Source organism: Hungatella effluvii (genome assembly GCF_003201875.1).
Taxonomy (GTDB): Bacteria; Bacillota; Clostridia; order Lachnospirales; family Lachnospiraceae; genus Hungatella; species Hungatella effluvii.
This window is the reverse complement of sequence record NZ_QJKD01000010.1, coordinates 114,859-134,576: the sequence shown is the minus strand read 5'-3', so window position 1 is coordinate 134,576 and position 19,718 is coordinate 114,859. Positions and strand designations below refer to the sequence as shown.

The 19,718-nt window shown below is 53.4% G+C and carries 15 protein-coding genes and 1 other RNA gene; 13 read left to right on the top strand and 3 right to left on the bottom strand.

All coding sequences use genetic code 11. The features are described from left to right. Positions 1-40 precede the first annotated feature (40 nt). The 6 genes from DFR60_RS18670 to DFR60_RS18645 all read left to right on the top strand — a co-directional run bounded on the left by DFR60_RS18670 (position 41) and on the right by DFR60_RS18645 (position 8,037). Entirely contained in the window at positions 41-913 is an 873-nt protein-coding gene (locus DFR60_RS18670) for a carbohydrate ABC transporter permease (protein WP_110324257.1), read from the top strand. Continuing rightward, positions 913-1,749: a carbohydrate ABC transporter permease gene (locus DFR60_RS18665; protein WP_110324256.1), complete on the top strand. Its 837-nt coding sequence runs from the start codon at positions 913-915 to the stop codon at positions 1,747-1,749. Before DFR60_RS18670 ends, DFR60_RS18665 begins: the two co-directional genes overlap by 1 nt. A gap of 57 nt (positions 1,750-1,806) precedes the next feature. Next, positions 1,807-3,165: an ABC transporter substrate-binding protein gene (locus DFR60_RS18660; RefSeq protein ID WP_110324255.1), complete on the top strand. Its 1,359-nt coding sequence runs from the start codon at positions 1,807-1,809 to the stop codon at positions 3,163-3,165. Positions 3,166-3,246: 81 nt separating this feature from the next. Next, on the top strand, positions 3,247-4,797 hold the full coding sequence (locus tag DFR60_RS18655; RefSeq protein ID WP_110324254.1) for a response regulator transcription factor: 1,551 nt from the start codon (positions 3,247-3,249) through the stop codon (positions 4,795-4,797). Further along, entirely contained in the window at positions 4,778-6,580 is a 1,803-nt protein-coding gene (locus DFR60_RS18650; RefSeq protein ID WP_110324253.1) for a sensor histidine kinase, read from the top strand. Before DFR60_RS18655 ends, DFR60_RS18650 begins: the two co-directional genes overlap by 20 nt. Continuing rightward, positions 6,577-8,037 (top strand): sulfatase family protein, encoded by a 1,461-nt coding sequence (locus tag DFR60_RS18645; RefSeq protein ID WP_110324252.1) that lies wholly within the window; start codon positions 6,577-6,579, stop codon positions 8,035-8,037. The genes DFR60_RS18650 and DFR60_RS18645 overlap by 4 nt, the downstream gene beginning before the upstream one ends. A 23-nt stretch (positions 8,038-8,060) precedes the next feature. Here the strand turns inward: DFR60_RS18645 and DFR60_RS18640 are convergent, their stop codons facing one another. Next, a complete protein-coding gene (locus DFR60_RS18640; protein WP_110324251.1) occupies positions 8,061-9,035 on the bottom strand; it encodes a pectinesterase family protein in 975 nt (324 codons plus the stop codon). Between the two features lie 208 nt (positions 9,036-9,243). Between DFR60_RS18640 and DFR60_RS18635 the strand changes: the two genes are divergently transcribed. The 7 genes from DFR60_RS18635 (at position 9,244) to DFR60_RS18605 (ending at position 16,792) form a co-directional block, all read left to right on the top strand. After that, on the top strand, positions 9,244-9,888 hold the full coding sequence (locus DFR60_RS18635; RefSeq protein ID WP_110324250.1) for an HAD family hydrolase: 645 nt from the start codon (positions 9,244-9,246) through the stop codon (positions 9,886-9,888). 84 nt (positions 9,889-9,972) lie between these two features. Then, complete coding sequence (locus DFR60_RS18630; RefSeq protein ID WP_110324249.1) at positions 9,973-10,773, top strand: GNAT family N-acetyltransferase; 801 nt, start codon at positions 9,973-9,975, stop codon at positions 10,771-10,773. 35 nt (positions 10,774-10,808) lie between these two features. After that, positions 10,809-11,075 (top strand): HPr family phosphocarrier protein, encoded by a 267-nt coding sequence (locus DFR60_RS18625; RefSeq protein ID WP_002603834.1) that lies wholly within the window; start codon positions 10,809-10,811, stop codon positions 11,073-11,075. Between the two features lie 140 nt (positions 11,076-11,215). Continuing rightward, positions 11,216-11,396: non-coding RNA, 6S RNA (gene ssrS / locus DFR60_RS18620), on the top strand. Between the two features lie 100 nt (positions 11,397-11,496). Continuing rightward, positions 11,497-12,729 (top strand): AI-2E family transporter, encoded by a 1,233-nt coding sequence (locus tag DFR60_RS18615; RefSeq protein ID WP_110324248.1) that lies wholly within the window; start codon positions 11,497-11,499, stop codon positions 12,727-12,729. Positions 12,730-12,738: 9 nt separating this feature from the next. After that, positions 12,739-15,018: a SpoIID/LytB domain-containing protein gene (locus DFR60_RS18610; RefSeq protein WP_110324247.1), complete on the top strand. Its 2,280-nt coding sequence runs from the start codon at positions 12,739-12,741 to the stop codon at positions 15,016-15,018. A gap of 70 nt (positions 15,019-15,088) precedes the next feature. Next, complete coding sequence (locus tag DFR60_RS18605) at positions 15,089-16,792, top strand: S8 family peptidase (RefSeq protein WP_110324246.1); 1,704 nt, start codon at positions 15,089-15,091, stop codon at positions 16,790-16,792. Here the strand turns inward: DFR60_RS18605 and DFR60_RS18600 are convergent. Continuing rightward, complete coding sequence (locus DFR60_RS18600) at positions 16,683-18,401, bottom strand: STM4011 family radical SAM protein (protein WP_110324245.1); 1,719 nt, start codon at positions 18,399-18,401, stop codon at positions 16,683-16,685. The genes DFR60_RS18605 and DFR60_RS18600 overlap by 110 nt on opposite strands. Beyond that, positions 18,355-19,704 carry an STM4012 family radical SAM protein gene (locus DFR60_RS18595; protein ID WP_110324244.1) on the bottom strand — a complete coding sequence of 450 codons (1,350 nt, stop codon included), beginning with the start codon at positions 19,702-19,704 and terminating at the stop codon, positions 18,355-18,357. Before DFR60_RS18595 ends, DFR60_RS18600 begins: the two co-directional genes overlap by 47 nt. Between the last annotated feature and the right edge of the window lie 14 nt (positions 19,705-19,718).

Sequence of the window (19,718 nt, the reverse complement as noted above, 5' to 3'; positions counted from 1 at the left end):
AAACAGAGGAAAAATGAGGAAAAGATAAAGGGGTGGAACCATGAAAAAGAAACGGCTGACATACAGTAACTTTTACTTTTACCTATTGCTCCTTGCGCCGATTCTGGCTGTCTATATCCTGTTTTTTGTTATTCCTGTGGTATCCAGCATGTTTTTCAGCCTGACGAATTTTAATGGAATCAGCCTGAAATTCAAGTGGGTGGGATTTAATAATTACGATGTGGCGTTTCATGACAAGGTGTTTAAGAAGGCCATGGTCAACACCTTTCTGTTCGCCCTGGGAGCGACAGTATTACAGAATCTGTTCGCAATCGTGTTCGCAATGGCGCTGAACACGAAAATCAAGTCCAGAAACTTCCTGCGGATGCTGCTTTTTGCACCGTGTATGCTATCCCCCGTGGTGGTGGCATTTATCTGGCAGTTTATCTATATGCCGGACGGCATGTTGAACCACCTGCTGGGAACCGACATCACCTGGCTGGGAAACAGAAAGACAGCGCTGTCCTGTGTGGTGATCGCTCATGTATGGATGTGGATCGGATATTCTTCCACCATTTACATGTCCAACTTACAGAGTATATCGACGGACATTCTGGAAGCGGCGGCCATCGACGGAGCGGGGCCGTGGCAGAAATTTGGGAGCATCATCCTGCCGATGCTGGCTCCGGCCACCACCATCAATGTGACGCTTGCGTTTACCCAATCCCTAAAGGTATTTGACATTGTCTACGCCATGACAGGCGGCGGACCGCTGAACTCCACGGAGACGGTGGGAACGTACGTGGTCGCCAATATGAACCGCGGCCTGCACGGCTACGCATCGGCTCAGACCGTACTTTTAACCATCGTGATAGTCCTGTTCGGGCAGGTTTTAATCGGAGTTTTGAAAAAACGAGAGGAGGCGATTTACTGATGAAAACCAGAAAGAAACCATTGCTATTTCTGTTCGAGCTGCTGATGATCGCCGCCTGTGTGCTGATGTTTTACCCGGTGATCATGATGGTTCTCGTGTCCCTGAAGGATGAGGCTCTGCTGGCTGGCGAACCCTTAAGCCTGAAGACCAGCTTCGCCTTTGAAAACTATATAACGGCGGCGAAGGGAATGAAATACTGGAGGGCGCTGCTTAACTCTTCCGTATTGACGGTATTCAGCTCTTTGATCACCACGTTCTTTGGAGCCTGCGGGGCGTATGCCATCATGCGGGCGAGAAGAGGAAAGAAGCTCTTTCTCGTACTGAACGCGCTGTTTCTCATCGGTCTGGCGCTGCCGCAGCAGGTGGCCATGGTGCCTCTCGTCTTATGGATGCAGAAGCTTCACGTAGCCAATACGCTGTTCGGACTGATCCTGGCGTTTATCGGAGCCAACGCGGCATACGGCGTGTTCTTTTTTTCCGGCTTTGTGAATACAGTACCCGTCACCCTGGAGGAGGCGGCCTATATTGACGGAGCCAGCCCCTTTACGACCTTTATCAGAATCGTGTATCCGCTGCTTAAGCCGCCCATGGTAACGCTTTTGATCGTGATCGCCTTAAGGGTCTGGAACAACTTTATGTATCCCCTGCTTCTTCTGCAGGGGCAGAAGTCCAGGACACTGCCTCTCACGGTATTTTTCTTTAAGGGTGACTTGTCCATCCAGTGGAATATTCTGTTTGCGGCGACAACCCTGGTGATCCTGCCGCTGATGATCGTCTATTTCATACTGCAGAAGCAGATCATTTCCGGCATGTTAAACGGGTCTGTGAAGGGGTGAATCAGTTAAATGCAATAGTAACAAAATCATAATAAAGGAATAACAGGAGGAAGAAACATGAGAAAAAGAAGAACAGCAGCATGGTTCATGGCGGCAGCCATGGTAATGGGATCTCTGGCCGGATGCGGACAGAAGGCGGCACCGGAGACGACGGCAGCACAGACCAGCGAGGCGAAGAAGGAAGAGACCGCCGCAGCGGAGGAAACAAAGGCGGAAGCGGAGAGCACGGGAGAACAGGTGGAGCTTAAGGTGTTCGGATTTAAGACCGGAGCGGAGGAAGGCGCGATTCCGGAACTGATCGAACGGTTCAACAAGGAGAATTCGGATATCAAGGTGGTGTACGAGGGAATCAGCAACGCGGGCGGTTATCAGGATGTACTCACCGCAAGACTGGCTTCCGGGCAGGGGGACGACGTGTTCTTTGCCAACCCCAATTACCTGCCGCAGCTTCAGGAAGCGGGCTATACCGAGGATCTGTCCGATATGCCTGTGGTGGAGAAGTACAGCGGCCTCGTAAAGGACTTGCTGACCATCAATGACAGCATTCCGGGTCTCGGCATGGAAGTGGCCGTATTTGGTATGTTTTCCAACCTCGATGTACTGAAGGAAGCGGGCATCGACCACGCGCCGGCAAACTACAAAGAGTTTCTGGAGGATTGTGAGATCCTGAAGAAAGCCGGAAAGACACCGGTCGTGGCCGGAGCCAAGGATGGTACGGGCGTTGCCATTCTCTCCCTGGCGAAGAGCATGGACCCGGTCTATCAGGCATCCGATAAAATGGACCAGATCGCCAGAATGAACAGCGGCGAGCTGAAATTTGGCGATGTGATGCAGCCGGGATTTGCACTGGTGGAAGACCTGATCTCCAAAGGTTATCTGGACGGAAGCAAGGCTCTCGTCTATGCGGCGGGCCAGGACGATATTGCAGAATTCGCAAAGGGAGAGGCCGGCTTTATGCCTGGCGGAAGCTGGTTCGTGGCAGGACTTGAGAGCGCAGCTCCGGATATGAACTATACTCTGGGCGGTATTCCGGTCGAGGATGACGATTCCCTGATTCTGATCAATGCCGGTGTCCGCGTCTGCATCAACAGCTCTTCTGAGAAGAAGGACGCAGCCCGGAAATTCGTGGAATTCTTCACCGGACTGGACAGCATGAACGCCTATGTGGCAAGCCAGAACAGCTTCAATCCGCGCACGGATGGGGCCAGCACGGACAACGATGTGGTGGAGCCAGCGGCGGAGCGTCTGAGCGCAGCCCGCATGGTTCCGTGGGTGGATTCCGCCTTTGACATCGCGGTGGTCAGCCCGTGGGCGGACGCCCGTACCTTTACGGCCAATGTGGCGGGCGGTGATTCCGTAGACAATGCGGTCAAGGACCTAAACGCACAGGTGGAGAATAATCTGAAGCTGAAATAATGCAGGCTGGCAGCCGCAGGACTGAGTCTTGCGGCTGCCTTTTATCTATGTTAGAATGGCACAAGAGAGGGGGACGGGGACATGTATCGGATACTGATTGCGGATGATGAGTTCTGGGTGGGCCGGTGGCTGAGCCAGGTCTTAAAGGAGAGCCCCTTTGAGGTGACGGTGACGGGAATCAGTGATAACGGGGAAGAGACGTTGAAAGCGCTGCTGGACACCAGACCCGATATATTGATTACGGATATCAATATGCCGCTGATCGACGGCCTCGATGTGCTAAAACGCCTGGAGGAAGCGGGGGAAAGGCTTCCGAAGACCATCGTCATATCCGGTTACGACGAATTTGACTATGCGAGGCGCGCCATTGAGCTGGAGGTTATGGCCTATTTATTAAAGCCGCTGGAGCGTTCGGCGGTCTACGAAGCTGTGGAGAAGGCTGTCGCGGCGCTGGAAAAGGAGCAGGAGAGAAAGGAACAGACCCGGGACGGTTTCACGGCGGGGGTGGAAAACATCCTGACGGAGTACCTGCGAAGTCCCGGCGACGAGACGAAGCGCCAGCTTAGCAGCCTCCTGGTGTCCGGACAGGGGCAGAGCGGCTTCTTTGAACTGGCGCTGTTTCAGATGCGCCGTCTGGAAGAATCCGCTCTGACGAGGGAGGAGATGCGCGGACGTCTGGAGGAGGCCGCTGCCGGTAAGGACATCTACCTCTGCCCGCTGGACCGTTTCACCTGGGGCGTTCTGATCACAGGCATTGTGAATCCTGCGGGCTTCCGGCTGGATGAGAGCGTGCTTGTGAGCCTGCTTCACAGCTATGAGTATGGGCTGAGCGAGGCGCATGAGGCGCTGGAGGAGATTGGCGAGGCATTTGCGGAGGCGAGGGAAGCCATCATTCTGCGGCTGGGGAGGGAAGGGAAGACAGAGTCCTTTCCGGTGTCGGAATCCGATCTTCACGCGGATTTTCTGGCTGCGTTAAAGGCCGGCAACATGGAGCGGATCAGGGGGTGTACGAGACAGGCCTGCGGGCTCTTTATCCAGAAGGGGTACGACTTAACCAGCTGCTTAAATTTCTACTTTGTTCTGTCGGGCGAGGTGATCAAGCTGTTAAATGACCGGTATAAGGAACAGAGCCGGACGGAATATCTGGAACTGATCGAGGAGGGATACGATTTCTCTGTCCGGATCCGGAATTACTACAGCATCCGGTCCATCTGCCACCGGTTTGAAGAGTATATTGAAAAGGCAGCGTCCTGTCTGAAGGAAGAGGACTGCATGGATGTGGCGGCAATTGTCAAACGGATCCAGCGTGAGATCAGAGAGCATTACAGCACTGATATCAGCCTCGCCTGGGTGGCGGACGAATACGGAATCAATCCCAGCTATTTCAGCAAGAAATTCAAGGATGAGACGGGTGTTAATTTCATCGATTATCTGACGGAGGTGCGGATCGGACAGGCAAAGGAGCTTTTAAGCCACACGGGCCTTTCCGTCAGCGCCGTCAGCCTTCGGGTGGGATTCAAGGAAGCAAAGTATTTCAGCCGGGTGTTTGCCTCCATGACGGGGGAGAAACCGTCGGAATACAGGGAGAGGATGAGGCGGGAGGAGGAAAAACGTGAAGAGAGTGCGCATTAAGACGTGGCTGGAGAGCCGTCTCAACAGAAAAATATTTCTGAGCTTTCTGACAGTCTCCCTCATTCCTCTTTGTATTGTCTACTGCTATATTAACTCCGCCTATTCCGAGAAGCTGAGGAGCGATGCCTTCACCCAGAACCAGTTGACGGAACGGAACACGGCAGTTTTGCTGGAGGACTATTTGACTAAAATCGAATACATCTCCAATCTCTTTTTTGACAGCGATACCCAGGCCATGATACGCGGGGCCTCCGATTCGCTGAGCAGCTACAGCGCCCGCATGGCGCTGGAGAAAAAGGTGCGGGTGAATCTCGATCTGTTCAAGGTAATGGCGTACGTGGATCAGGTTACATTTTTAAAACAGGATGGAACGGCCATGGATGTGATGAATTCCTTAGGCTACGCGGACACCATCCTTTTTTCCGTACCGCCGGAGGAGGTGGGAAAACGGTTTAAAAACCAGAGGCTCATGCGAATCGAGGAGCTGAATGACAGTTACACGGATAAATACGTCTATCTGCGCCAGATCGATGATTTAGACTTGAAAAACGGCACCCTGGGCTGGCTTTTTATCGTCTTTGACCGAGACCAGTTCGATCTGCTTCTCCAGGATTTGCGGACGGTGCTGAACACGGAGATCGCCATGGACGACGGAGAGCAGCTGCTTTATGACACGATGAGCGGCGGGCCGGAAGCGGTGAACCGTCTGCGGGCCGCCGCGGTCTCCTACTCGGCGCCGCCGAAGGAGAGGAGACGGGCGGAGAGCATCTCGTGGGACTACCGTATCGAAAATCTGGGAATCAGAGTCACATTTTTCGATGACATGAAGGGCGTGGAGAGCAATATCCGTGCGCTGAGCACCATGACAGGAACCGTGATCTTCATAACCGTGCTCATCATACTGGCGGCCTCACTCCTTTTCTCGGAGACCATCGTCCGCCCGGTGACCAGGCTCCATAAGAATCTGGTCCGGGTGAAGGAGGGCGATTACACGGTCCGCGTGCACGTCGAGACCAGGGATGAGGTGGGAGACCTCTGTGACGCGTTTAACGGCATGGCAGAGGAGATTGACCGCCTCGTCAACCGGGTGTATTCCGTGGAACTGAAGGAAAAGGAGGCGGCCATCAAGGCGCTGCAGGCTCAGATCAACCCTCATTTTCTCTACAACACCCTGGATATGATCAAGAGCATGGCGGAGCTTTACGGGGCCTTGCAGGTATCGGAGATGATCATGGCCTTATCGAAGCTGTTCCGCTACGCGACCCATACGGACGGTGTCCTCGTCACCATCAGGGAAGAGCTGGAAAACCTTTCCAGCTACATGACGATCGTAGGTGCCAGATTCGGCGGGCGGATTGCGTTCGCCGCCAGGGTTCCGGAGGAGCTGCTTGCAGAGCCCATCGTAAAGGTCTGCCTGCAGCCGCTTGTGGAGAACTCCATCTCCCACGGGCTGGGCAGGGGCCGCTCTGGCGGCCGGATCGCGGTTACGGTAAAAAAAGAGGAGGGAATCATGACGGTTACGGTGGAGGACAATGGCGGCGGCATACAGCCGGAGCGGCTGGCGGAGATCCGCGGCCGCCTGGAGCGGAGAGAACGGGTGGAAGAGGAGTCCGGCAGGGGCAATGTGGGACTGAAGAATATCCACGACAGAATCAGGCTTTATTATGGAGATGCGTATGGCATTGTGATTGACAGCTTTCCGGGAAAGGGAACCGTGGTGACACTGTCCTATCCGTCAGACGAGATTCCGGCCCCGGAGAAGATAAAGGAGGAACCGATTTGAAAGAGAGACCCAATCTATTATTTCTGATGACAGATGAACAGCGTTACGACGCAGCCGGATGGGTGAACCGCCAGGTACATACACCGGCCCTTGACCGGATGGCGGAAGAAGCCGTGTGCTTTTCCCGCGCCTATACCACAAACCCGTCGTGCATTCCGGCGAGGGCAGCCATCTTTACCGGGCGCTATCCCTCCCAGTGCGGCGTACCGGGATTTGTCAGCAGCCTTCCCAAAAAGGAGACCACATTTATGAAGTATTTACAGGAGGGGGGCTACTATACGGCTGTCATCGGAAAACAGCATTTCTGGCGCTCTGAAATTGAGCGGGGATACGACTATGAGGACATTGTGGATGAACATTTTCCGCCGGAGATAATCACGAAGGAGCTGGCCGACGGCGAATTCGGCCTTCCGGCCAACAAGACGGTCTCCGACCGCGTCTCCAGCTATGTGGAGTTTCTGGCCGACAGCGGTTTCACCAGGGGATCCCAGCTTTTCAGGGAGATAAACAGCAAGGGGATCTATGAATTTACAGGGGAAGAAAAGTACCACGTGGACGCCTACATCGGCGACCGGGGAAGGGAGTGGCTGGAGAAGAGCTGTCCCGATGACAGGCCCTGGTTCCTGACCCTTTCATTTCCGGGGCCGCATATGCCTTTTGACGGGATTGGGCTTCCGGATGAAGAGGTCTACGGGGAAATGGAGCTGACTTTGCCGGGAACGGAGCTTTCCGATCTGTTCCATAAGCCGCCCCATTATCTCGACATCGCTAAGAAATTCGGCAGTCTTGATTTAAAGAATCACACGTCGCCGGATGGGCTCACCCCGGATGAGATCCGGCTGATGAAGAAGGCCTACTATGCCAATATGACTCTGATTGACCGGAAAATCGGCCAGGTGATTGAGTTCCTTAAAAAGAAGGGACTTTACGATAACACCCTCATCCTGTTTACCTCGGACCACGGGGACTTTATGGGAGATTTCGGTGTGGCCACCAAGGCCCAGTACTGCTCGGAGGCCCTGATGAGGATTCCGTTTCTGTTAAAGCCTCCGTTTTCCGGCTTTAAAGGCCGCAGAGAGGACAGCTTCATCAGCTCGGTCGAAATCGCGGCCACATGCCTCACGGCGGCGGGAATCGCTGTCCCGGATACCATGATGGGCCGGAGTCTGACACAGTTTTACGAGGACGGCGCCAAAGAAATATGGCCGGACGTCTACATGGAAGCGAGAGACATCCGGGCCATACGGGATGAACATTATAAACTGATCTACTACCAGAACAGGAGCTACGGCGAGTTCTACGATCTCCAGAACGATCCGGAGGAGAAGTATAATTTATGGGATGATCCACTGCTTCAGGAGCGGAAATACGAACTGATGAAGCGGCTTCTGGACCGGATGATCGACCTCGGCGAGGGTGGGAAGACCGTCTGGAATATCGGCGCTCCCGTCATATAAGCGGTGAAGCTTTCCGCGTGCCCCTATTCCGGAGCCCAGCCGTCATTTCCTGAGAGAACGGCGGCCTTTGTAAAGCGTCCGGCCTCTTCTTTCGTCAGGCGGCGGACCCATTCCGGGCGGCGGTCCATGGCGGCGCCCGGTCCAAAGCTCTCATACTCTGCATAAAACGCGTGCTCTCTGGCCTCCGGTTTGTTCCAGTCATCCCATCCCTCTTCGCAGATATGGGAATCCATGTAGCAGTTCAGGAGAACCGTTTGGGCGTATTCGCGCCAGGGCCGCCCCAGGAAGGCGCTGTGCGGGGGACAGCAGCTCTCGAAACGGCAGTCCTTCATAACATAGCCGAATTCCTGGCCCTCAGGCGTGGAGGCCGCGGTGACATAGCTGTTTACCGGGCTGTCCGTACACTTGGAAAACAGGGTACAGCCTTCAAAATAGGCGGCCGCTCCGCCGAAGATGAAGTCGATATCGCCTTCGATGTAGCAGTTCCGGTAATAATGCCTTCCGCTGATGCGGGGGGCATTCTGCTTCGGCCCGGTAAATCCTCCCGGCTCAATCTCCCTCGGCGGGAGAGGCGCGGTAAAGAGAGTATCCTGGTTTCCCAGAAAACGGCAGGAGTCGAAGAAGAGGCGGTCCCCATCCGCATAGAGTGCCAGGGCCTGTCCGGCCTCGGTCCCTTTCCCGGCGCTGTTTTCAAAGGTGATGCTGCGTGCGGTGAAGTCGTGGGTGTCGATGAAGCATGTAAAGGTGCGGAACGTTCGGAGCGGCCCGCCCTCCGGTGCTTCCATGCGGGCGGAGAGGCAGCCGGTGATTACAGTGGAACCGTCCTCTTCCCCGAGGAAGGTCAGATGTGGTATGCGCACGGTAATCTGTTCCCGGTAGATTCCGCTGTGCAGGAACAGCGTTTCTCCTTTTCCGGAATACGGAGTTTTTGCAAGGCTGTCCAGCGCTTCCTGTATGGATGAAAAATCTTTTTTTCCATTTTGATCGATCTCTATCATAGAATTCCTTCTTTCCATATGGAGTGGATATTTTTATGATTCATACTAAATATATCCATTTTACGACAAATTTGCAACAGAAATGATTGACTTCTAATTCACAAAGTGAGATAATACCTTAAACTGTGAATGGAATTAATTCAAAAATGCATATGGGGACGGGAGCTTGCCTTCCGTCTCCGTTGCATTCTTATCCATGGAGGAGAGAATGGAGAAGGAATATCTGTTATTTGATCTGGACGGAACGCTGACCGATCCAAAAGAAGGCATCACCAAATCCGTGCGCCACGCCCTGAAGGCTTATAACATCGAGGTGGAGGACTTAGATACGCTCTGCTGCTTTATCGGACCGCCGCTGAAGGACAGCTTCATCGAATACTACGGATTCAGCGAGGAGGATGCGGCGAACGCGATCGGTGTCTACCGGGAGTATTTTTCCGACCGGGGAATCTTTGAAAATGAGGTCTACGAGGGGATCGAGGAGATGCTGAAGGCGCTTACGGCCTCTGGGAAAAAGCTTTTTGTAGCTTCCTCGAAGCCAGAGGTCTTTGTCAGAAAGATCATGGAGCACTTCGGACTGAATTCGTATTTCACCTTTATGGGAGGCGCGGATTTAGCAGAGACCAGGGTGAAAAAAGCGGATGTCATCCGGTACGTTCTCGAGGAAAACGGGATTACCGATCTGGAAAAAGTGATCATGATCGGTGACAGGAAACACGATATTTTAGGAGCGAAGGAAGTCGGAGTTGACAGTGTGGGCGTTCTCTACGGCTATGGAGACCAGGAGGAGCTGACCGGCGCGGGAGCCGATTTTCTGGCGGAAACAGTTTTTGATTTGCAGAATCTCTTATAGTGTGATATGATACACAGTATTATGTTGCTTAAGGAATAGTTTTGGCTGACGGCGAAGAGGAACGCCTTAAGGAGGAGATGCATTATGATTGAACTGGGAAAAGAAAAGAGACAGATAATCAGTCCGCTTTGCGGACAGGCGGATAATGTTCTGGTGCACGGAGCGGTTCAGGGATACATGGGCCGTGTGTGGGTGCCTGAGCTTACGAATCCAGCGTACTGCCTGATTCATCTGGGTGATTTCGCATACCTGTTTGGCATATGCCCAAAGGGTGAACAGGCCATGGAACTGAGAGCGCAGCTTTACAGAGAATGCGGCCAGGATTACATCACCCCATCCGATGAGAGATGGGCCGAATGGCTGGAGGAATCCTTCCCGGGAGAATACAGGGTTTTATCCCGGTATTCCATGAGAAGGGACAGGAATCATTTTTCGGAGGAGGCGCTGGAGTCCTACTGTGGGAACCTGCCCGCCGGAATTCGATTAAAGAAAATCGATAAGAGACTGTACCAGACAGCGCTTAAGGAGGAATGGAGCCGTGATTTCTGCTCCAATTTCGAGACTCCGGAGGAATTTGAACAGAATGGCCTCGGCTTTGTGGCCATGGATGGCAGAAAGATTGTTTCCGGATGTTCTGCCTATGGAATCAGCCAGGGAATGTTTGAGATACAGGTTGAGACCCGGAAGGAGTACCAGCGGAAGGGGCTGGCCCTGGCGTGCAGCGCCCGGTTCATCCTCACGTGTCTGGAGCAGGGAATCTACCCCAGCTGGGATGCGATCAGCTTACAGTCAGTCGGGCTGGCGGAGAAGCTGGGATATATATTTGACAGGGAATACAAAGTTTATCAGCTCTACGATATGGAGAGCGGCCTTTTAATGGCGTAGCTGGCACCAGTACAGTATTTGGAGGAATACCAACGATGAAAAGAGTAAAAGTCGGATTCTGGGGAATTGATTCGATCCTGGAATTTGTAAAAATAACCGGCAGCAGCCGTCATAAGATGGAACTGGTCTGCGGGAGCACGGTGGTGGATGCGAAATCGCTGCTGTCTGTGCTGTCCGTAAAGGCGGCCCAGGCGGTGGAGCTGGTGATTCATGAGGAATGCTGCGAACGTCTGCTGGAGCGTCTGGACCCTTATATCGAGCATGGCAGCCTGCTGGACAGGGCGCACCATTTAAGCGCCTGAGGAACGAACAGCCGCCGCCGGACAGGGCTGAGAGCATGTCCGCCGGGCGCGTTGTCTTCATAATTAAAACTGACAGGAAAAGGAACTTGAAAAATTGAGTAAAGTGGTGTATACTAATGCTATAAAAATAAGATGAATTGTAATTCCTGGAATGTTCGACACTCTTACCTACTTTGAACCTACATTTTGACATTCGGGATTCCAATATTTTTAAGCGGATGTCAGGCCTCCTATATTGAGTGGAAGGCAGAAGCTTAAGTGAGGTCGCCCACCTAGCAAGGCTAGGCGTCAAACAGTAAGAACCGGCATTTTGGGGTTACAAAAGAAAAAAGCAGCGAGAAATCGCTGCTTTAACTTTTTACAAAAGTATGATAATGTATACATAGGGCAAAGCCCGTATCTTAAAATACAGGAGAATAATATGAAGGAAACGAAATTCAGGAATTATATATGCTGGGGAGTGACCGCGCTGGCGGTGATCGCGCTGAGTATCGCGTTTGCTTTTTTTCTTACGAGATTTCAGGTGATGAAGGCAGGACTGAGGGCGTTTATCGGCATCCTGATGCCGGTGATTTATGGAGCTGTTCTGGCATATCTGCTTCTTCCAATTTACAACAGGACGAGAAGCCTTCTTGAAGGATGGATTGCGAAGGGCGTAAAAAAGGAAAAGACAGTCAGGGGATTATCGAAGGCCGGAGCGACAGCTGTGAGCCTGGTCGTCCTCTTTGTGATTGTTGCGGGACTGTTCTGGATGGTGATTCCGCAGATTTACACCAGCATTATGACGCTTCAGGAGGGACTGGGGGAGAATATCAACAACCTGGCGCTCTGGCTTCAGAAGCTTCTGGAGGATAATCCAACCCTGGAACAAAAGGTAATCCCGATGTACGATGAGGTGACCAATCAACTGGAAAACTGGCTGACCACCTCCCTGGTACCGAACGTGTCGACGGTGATAAGCGGTCTGTCCAGCGGCCTTTTGAGCGTTGTGCTGGCGCTTAAGAACATCCTCATCGGCGTTATCGTTATGGTGTACTTATTAAACATCAAAGAGACTCTTTCCGCACAGGGAAAGAAGATCATCTACAGCGTGCTGCCTCTGCGGATGGCGAATCAGTTTATCGAAGAGCTCCGTTTTGTCCACCGGGTGTTCGGCGGATTTATCACGGGCAAGCTGTTGGATTCCCTGATTATCGGTATTATCTGTTTCGTATGCTTAAACTGGATGAAGATGCCGTACGTTCTGCTTGTCAGCGTGATCGTAGGTGTGACCAATGTGATCCCGTTTTTCGGCCCGTTTATCGGAGCTGTCCCAAGTGCCTTCTTAATTCTCCTGGTCAGCCCGATGAAGTGTCTGTACTTCCTGATTTTCATCGTACTGCTTCAGCAGTTTGACGGCAATATCTTAGGCCCGAAGATTTTAGGACAGTCTACGGGACTTCCGAGCTTCTGGGTGCTGTTTTCCATTCTGCTGTTCGGCGGCCTGTTCGGGTTTGTGGGCATGATCATTGCAGTACCGACCTTTGCGGTGGGCTACAGCATGTTATCCGGACTGGTGAACCGGGCACTCAGGAAAAAAGAACTTTCCCTTAATACAAACGACTACAAGGATTTAAAGCACATCGACGAAGAGAAGAAAACTTATATGAGATAAGAGGAGCGCATGAATAAAAGGAAATTTATCGCATTTGCAGCCGGAATTCCTCTTCTGGTTCTCATTTTAATTATCATCATCCTGGTCAGTGAGACGAAGCCGGGTGGGATATCGAGAGCGGCGGCCTACAAGTCAGCCGCCCTTCTTTTGACGGATGCCGAAAACTGTGAACAGCTGCTTAAGGAGCAGGGCCAGAACTATTTTTCGGAGAAGGACAGGAATAACTGGTATGCGAAGTATTTGAATTATCTCTACGTGAACGGATACTTATCTCCGGACACGACCCCTTCGGACCCGGAATACGTACAGGGATATTTAACGTACCGGGAGGCGGAGGAACTGGCGGAGGCACTGGTCCCGGGACAGGGAGAGGCTGCTCACGTGGGAAAGAAAAAACAGGGCAAAACGTTTCCATCGGACAACTGGTGGTTTATTTACGACAGCCTTCGGAAGGAACTGGATCAGGAAGGCAGAATAAAGGAAATGGACGTTCTCCTTTACGGTACTCCGATGAACATCAGGAGCGCTCCGGCGTGGACCGCTTATACGAGCGAGGGCAAATTCCGCTTTGAAGGAATCAGCCTCGACAGCTACATAGACTGGGAACTGAAAGTCCTGGTAAAAGACGGTGAGATGATCGCGGTCAGGGAAACGGTGAGTGATTCCGTCACTTATAAGAATGTCTGGCTGACACGCGGCGAGGGGGAGACCTTTTCCGTACATCTGGGTACAATCGAGAGAACGTTCCCCATGGAAGCCTCTCTGGGGCAGCCGGAGGAGTTTGCCGATAATCTGGCGGACCTGTCTTTGAAGAACGGCAAGCTTCAGAAAGTGACTTTGAAGAAAAAGAGAATTACCGGAAAGGTTCTGGCGGTAAAGGACGATTCCATCGAGATTGAAGGCTACGGTAAGATCAAGCTGGATAAGGATTTCAAGGTGTATAAGCTGTATGGCCAGTTTGAGGAGCAGTCCATCTCGGATATCCTGGTCGGCTACGATATTCAGGAATTTGTCGTGGCCCATGGAAAGCTTTGCGCGGCTTTAACCATGCGGGAATTCGATGCGAAGACGATCCGGGTCATGATCATGAATACGAATTTTCAGTCTGTCTTTCATCCGTCGGTCACCTTATCGGCGGAGAGCGGATTAAACATTGCCTACGGAGAGGAGAGCGTGCAGATCCCGGCGAAGGCCGAAGTGATTATCGATCCGTCGGATGAGCGGCTGAAGGACGGTCGAATTGTCGTCACTCCCGTGGATGCCGGCGATACCATCTCTGTCAATTCGATCCGCCGGTCCCTCGGCACGCCGACGTACAGCGGGAGCATCGAAATCCGGAAAGAGACAGAGGGGATCACCCTGATTAATGAACTGTATCTGGAAGATTATCTGACCAGAGTAGTGCCCAGCGAGATGCCTGACAGCTACGAGATGGAGGCGTTAAAGGCCCAGGCGGTTTGTGCGAGAACGTACGCCTACCGCCAGATTCAGAGCAACACCTACAGCCAGTACGGCGCCCATGTGGACGACAGCACCAGATTTCAGGTGTACAACAACCTAAAGACATCAGATAAGACGGAGCAGGCGGTTCGTGAGACGTATGGGAAGCTTCTGTTTTATCAGGATGCGCCCATTGAGGCATTTTATTTCTCCACCTCCTGCGGCCATACGACAGACGGCAGCATCTGGGGAAGTGATCCGGCCAAATATCCGTATCTGGACGGCTGCCTCCTGGAGACAGACCGCAGCGTCTTAAATCTGTCCACCAACGCGGCATTTGAGGCATTTATCAAGGATAAGGAGTACCCGTCCTATGATTCCTCCTTCCCGATGTACCGCTGGGAGACTACGGTCACGAACCGGCAGCTGGAGGAGGAGATTACCGCGGTGGGAACCATTTTGAATATCTCCGTCATCGAGCGCGGTGTGGGCGGCATCGTGAAAAAAGTGCGTGTGGAAGGCTCCGATGGAATCATGACCATCAACGGGGAAGGCCAGGTGAGAGCAAAGCTTGGCAATCCCTACATGAAGATTACGAAGAATGACGGAAACGTCATGAAGGATATCGAGTCCCTGCCCAGCGCCTATATTGCCATCGAGAACGAGGGCGTGGATGATAATAATATCACCACCTTCCATATCTATGGAGGCGGATACGGCCACGGAGTCGGCATGAGCCAGAACGGAGCTCAGGCCATGGCGGCGGAAGGCAAAACCTATGAGGAAATCCTCCGGTTCTTCTATAATGGAGTGGAGGTCCGGGAGGCCGAGAAGGAGACGGCGGGGTGACAGGAAAGAATCCGAATACACCCATGCCATGATGCGTATGATAGAGTAAAAGAATAACGCAGAGAAGCATATGCAGAATCAGAAGCTGGAAAACCTCTTAAACCTCTCTCTCAGTGCCACGACAGAGGAACGGGAAAAATCGGAGTCCCTGAATGTGGGGTATAACTCCGAGCTGAATACATGGGAACTGATCGTTAAATATTCCGGGAGCCTGGCTGTGTTGGCAGAGCACGGGATCATTGTGGATGAAATGATTAACGAGTACGCCATTTTAACGGTGCCGGAGCCGGAGATCGACTATATCAGCAGTCTGCCGCAGATAGACTTTATAGAAAAACCGAAGAGGCTGTACTTTGCCATCAACCAGGCAAAGGCAGCTTCCTGTATTAATATCGTGCAGCAGGGGGAGGGGAATCTGTCCGGCAGAGGAGTTCTGACGGCAATCATCGACTCGGGAATTGATTATTACCATGATGATTTCCGGAAGGAGAACGGGGACACCCGCATAGTCATGCTTTGGGATCAGACGCTGGATCGGGTATTTACGGAAGAGGAGATCAACGAGGCTCTGGCCACAGGAAGCCGGGCGGCTGCACGGGAGATCGTGCCCTCAGTGGATACGAGCGGTCACGGAACCGCGGTGGCCGCCATTGCGGCGGGCAACGGAAGGGAGAATAACGGCCAGTACCGGGGAATCGCCTATGAGAGCGATCTCCTGGTGGTAAAGCTGGGCGTGCCGAAAAGCGACAGCTTTCCGCGGACGACGGAACTGATGCGGGCGGTCAATTTTGCGGTGAGAGAAGCCGTGCGCCGGAGACAGCCGGTGGCGGTCAATTTAAGCTTCGGCAATACGTATGGCTCCCATGACGGAACGAGCCTCCTGGAAACGTTTCTGAATGACATATCCAATTACGGAAAAGCGGTCTTTGTGGTGGGAACAGGTAATGAGGGGGCGGGAGACGGGCACAGCGCCGGACAGCTGGTGATGAACCAGCCTCAGGAGGTGGAACTGACGATAGGAGCTTATCAGACCAGTTTCAGCGTCCAGCTCTGGAAGTCCTATACGGATATTTTCGATATCAGCCTGATTACGCCATCTGGCGAAACGATTGGTCCGATCAGCAGCCGGCTGGGGCCCCAGACTCTTTCTTTTGTAAATCTGACCATTCTTCTTTACTATGGAGAGCCGGGGCCCTACAGCGTAGCACAGGAAATCTATCTGGACTTCATTCCCAAAGAAAGTTATGTGGATGAGGGACTTTGGAGAATCCGGCTGACGCCGCGGGAGATCGTGGAGGGAAACTTCGATTTCTGGCTGCCCTCCGCCAGCGTGCTGAGCCGTTCAACCCGTTTCTTAAGGCCTACACCGGAGACGACGCTGACCATCCCTTCCACGGCGGCGGGAGTCATATCCGTAGGCGCCTATGACGACGCTTATCAGTCCTTTGCCGATTTTTCCGGCCGCGGTTTTACACGAAAGACCAATCAGGTGAAGCCCGATCTGGTGGCCCCGGGAGTCGGAATCATCACAGCCAGATCGGGGGGCGGCTATGAGTCCGTGACAGGAACCTCCTTTGCCACGCCGTTTGTCACGGGAAGCGCCGCGCTTCTGATGCAGTGGGGGATCGTGGACGGGAGGGATCCGTTTCTGTACGGCGAGAAAATTAAAGCCTATTTAAGGCGGGGAGCCAGGCACCTGCCCGGATATTCTCAGTGGCCGAATGCGGAACTGGGGTATGGAACCTTATGTCTTTCGGACAGCATTCCGCTATAAAATCGGCCTCTGCGGCAGCCTTTGGGGAACCTCCCTTTACAGCAATTCCATAACCGCAGGTGCGGAACATGGCAGTGTCTTCCTCGGAATCGCCGACAGCAGCCGTCTCACGGGGATCGATCCCCATAAGCGCACACAATTCGCGGACCCCGCTCCCTTTGTCAACCTCTCGGGAAACGATCTGAAGATTGCCGCGCTCCGTGAAACAGCGGTACGCGCCCGGCGTCAGGAGACTGGTGACTGCTTTCACATCTTCCTGCGTCCAGCCGCGTTTCTGCGGTCTCGTGAGAGTAAGCTTATAAGGGAGACCTTCGTGTTCGAAGAGGCGGAGGCGAAAGTGGGAGCGGGAGTCGGATTGAAGCGCCGAGATCTGAGGGAGCCAGGGGGCGTTGAAGGTGTGAAAGATCTCATGCCGGTCGTCCCCTGCATGGTCTTTCCCTGCCTGATCTTTCCATGGCTGATCTTCGCCTGGACGAAAGACCACATGCGCGCCTCCTGCAAAGACGCCTCCTGATATATAGGGGAGTATGCTCCTGCATTTGGCGGCCGCCTCTTTCCAGGGCAGGGAAGTGGCCAGAAATAAGGACCTGGTCCGGGACTCACGTTTGAAAAAGTCCAGCCATTCCCCGCTGATCCCCGGATTGGGCAAGAGGCGGTCCCCCATCCGGCCGTTTTCCGGAATAAGCGTTCCGTCCAGATCGAGAAATACTGCCCTGGGACTCCAGGGGATGCGAAAAAGAGGCCAGCGCCCGAATGCGGTCCGCTCCTCACAGTCCATCCGGCCGCCATAGGCCAGGTAGCAGGTACATGCCTTTTTCCTGCATGGAAGCGTCTCTGTCCCTGCCGTATCATACCAGTTTCCTTCCGGGGGAGCGGAGATGGTACAGCGCCTCATTCTGCCGTCGGACTCCACAAAAAGGCGTCCCGGACATTGCTCCGGCATCGCCTTTTTTACGTGCAGTTCACGGTAAAACCAGGGATCAATCCTGAGAAATGCCTGCTGTTCTTCCTCTGTGTAGCGGCGGTTCAGCCCATCCATGCGGTTGATCCAGAGGCAGCATCCGCCGGGAAGTGCCTCCTTTAAGCGTCGAAGCGTTTCCAGGTTTTCCGGTACGCCGACTGCCCCCGCACAGACGCGGATCCCGGCAGACAGCAGTTCTCTGCACTGCTCTGAAAAGAGGGGCACGGTCGTCATTTCCGGATGAAAGGTGGCCCAGACGCGTAGCTTTTCTTTCCTGCCGCCGCTTTCCTTGAAGATGGTAAGCTGGCGCTCGATATCAAAGCTTAAGTTGGTCTGCGCCCCAACGGCTTCCATTGTCCCCATGCGGCTCAGCCGGGCAAGCCCCTCCCAGTAGTAATCGTGGATCAGCGCCTCCCCGTAAGGAACCACCATGACGGCTCCATACGGTTCACTGAACGTGTCCGTCTGTCCGCTAAACGTTTCCAAATGTTCACTCTGCGTTTCCAAATGTCCGACAAACCGCATCCAGTCTTCCCTGTCCTTAAAAAGCTCAGACGGAGAAGAGGGCCGTTTGGCGAAGGGGCAGTAGGAACAGCCGTAATTACAGCTCTTTAAACTCCCTCTGTATTGGATTATGTTTCGTGCCATGAAGAGCCTCCCATTGATTCATTTTATCCCGGACTTCCTTGGAAATGAGCATGGGGCCGAGATAATCGGACAGCCCCATCCCTTTTTCCGTCAGTGCAAGACAGTCCCTCTGCTCCTTAAGAAAGCCCTGCTCCATCCACTTATGAAGAATTGGAAAATCGGCGGCTGCGTCACCATGAAACGTTTCCCGGTAAGCTGTGAGAGGAAGCCCGGGAAGAATGAGCAGATGTCGTATGACAAATCTTCGTTTCTGTTCCTCTTCTGACAGCAGAATCCCATGGGTGACTGCGCAGAAATCCCTGGTCTCTTCGTATTGGACCAGCTGCTCTAAGCAGCTTTCTCTTGTGACGGCATAGGGAGTACAGTAATGAAGGTTTCCCAGGTAGCTTCTGCCGCCGCATCCCAGTGACAGCGTACTCCCAAAGCCGCAGTCTGAAAATTCTCTGCTGCCCCCGGGCGATTCCGGCCTGACGAACCGACGCATGGAATCCTGACGGTAACCGTGCGAGGCCAGCCATTCCGCGGCCGCTTCATACTGGCGGAAGGCCAGATCCTCATCCAGAACGAGGCCGCGGTTTAATTCCTGTTCCAGCGCCGCGCCGTGTTTTACGTACAGAGGATAGAGAAACAGTTCGTCAGGGCCGAAGGATACCGCTTCTTTTACCGAGGAGAGGAAGGAGGACACGCTCTGTCCCGGCACGCCGTAGATAAAGTCCGCATTGACCCTGGAAAAACCGCTGTTCATCAAAAGATCCAGCGATTCTCTGGCCTTCTTTGCCCGGTGGCTCCTCTTAAGGACCTTCAGCTCCTCATCGAAAAAACTTTGAATGCCCATGCTGACTCTTGTGACACCGGCGTCCTTCAGCAGAGCAAGCTTCGGCTTCGCAGTCTGATTCGGCGCCGTCTCGATGATGATTTCCGCGTCCCGGGCGAGCCGTGTATAACGCCGTATCATGGCAAAGCACCGTTCCAGCTGAGCTTCCGTCAGCAGCAATGGGGTTCCGCCTCCGATCGTAAGGCTGGTAAAAAGGGAGTTTGCAGAGGCAAAAAGCGGCTCATACTGGCGAAGCTGCCGTTCCACGGTGTCTAAATACCGGTCTATGGCCGTCTCCCCCTGCCCCGTGACGGAGAATAAGTTGCAGTAACCGCATTTCGTCTCGCAGAAGGGGAGATGGAGGTAGAGATCATGCCCGGCACCAGCCAGATCAGAAAGATACTGATTGAGAGTAATTCCTTCCAGGGGACCGTAGGCTGTCTTGTGGGGATAGCTGTACATATACTGTGTATATCGTTTCATATTCATGGGTGTCGAACTCC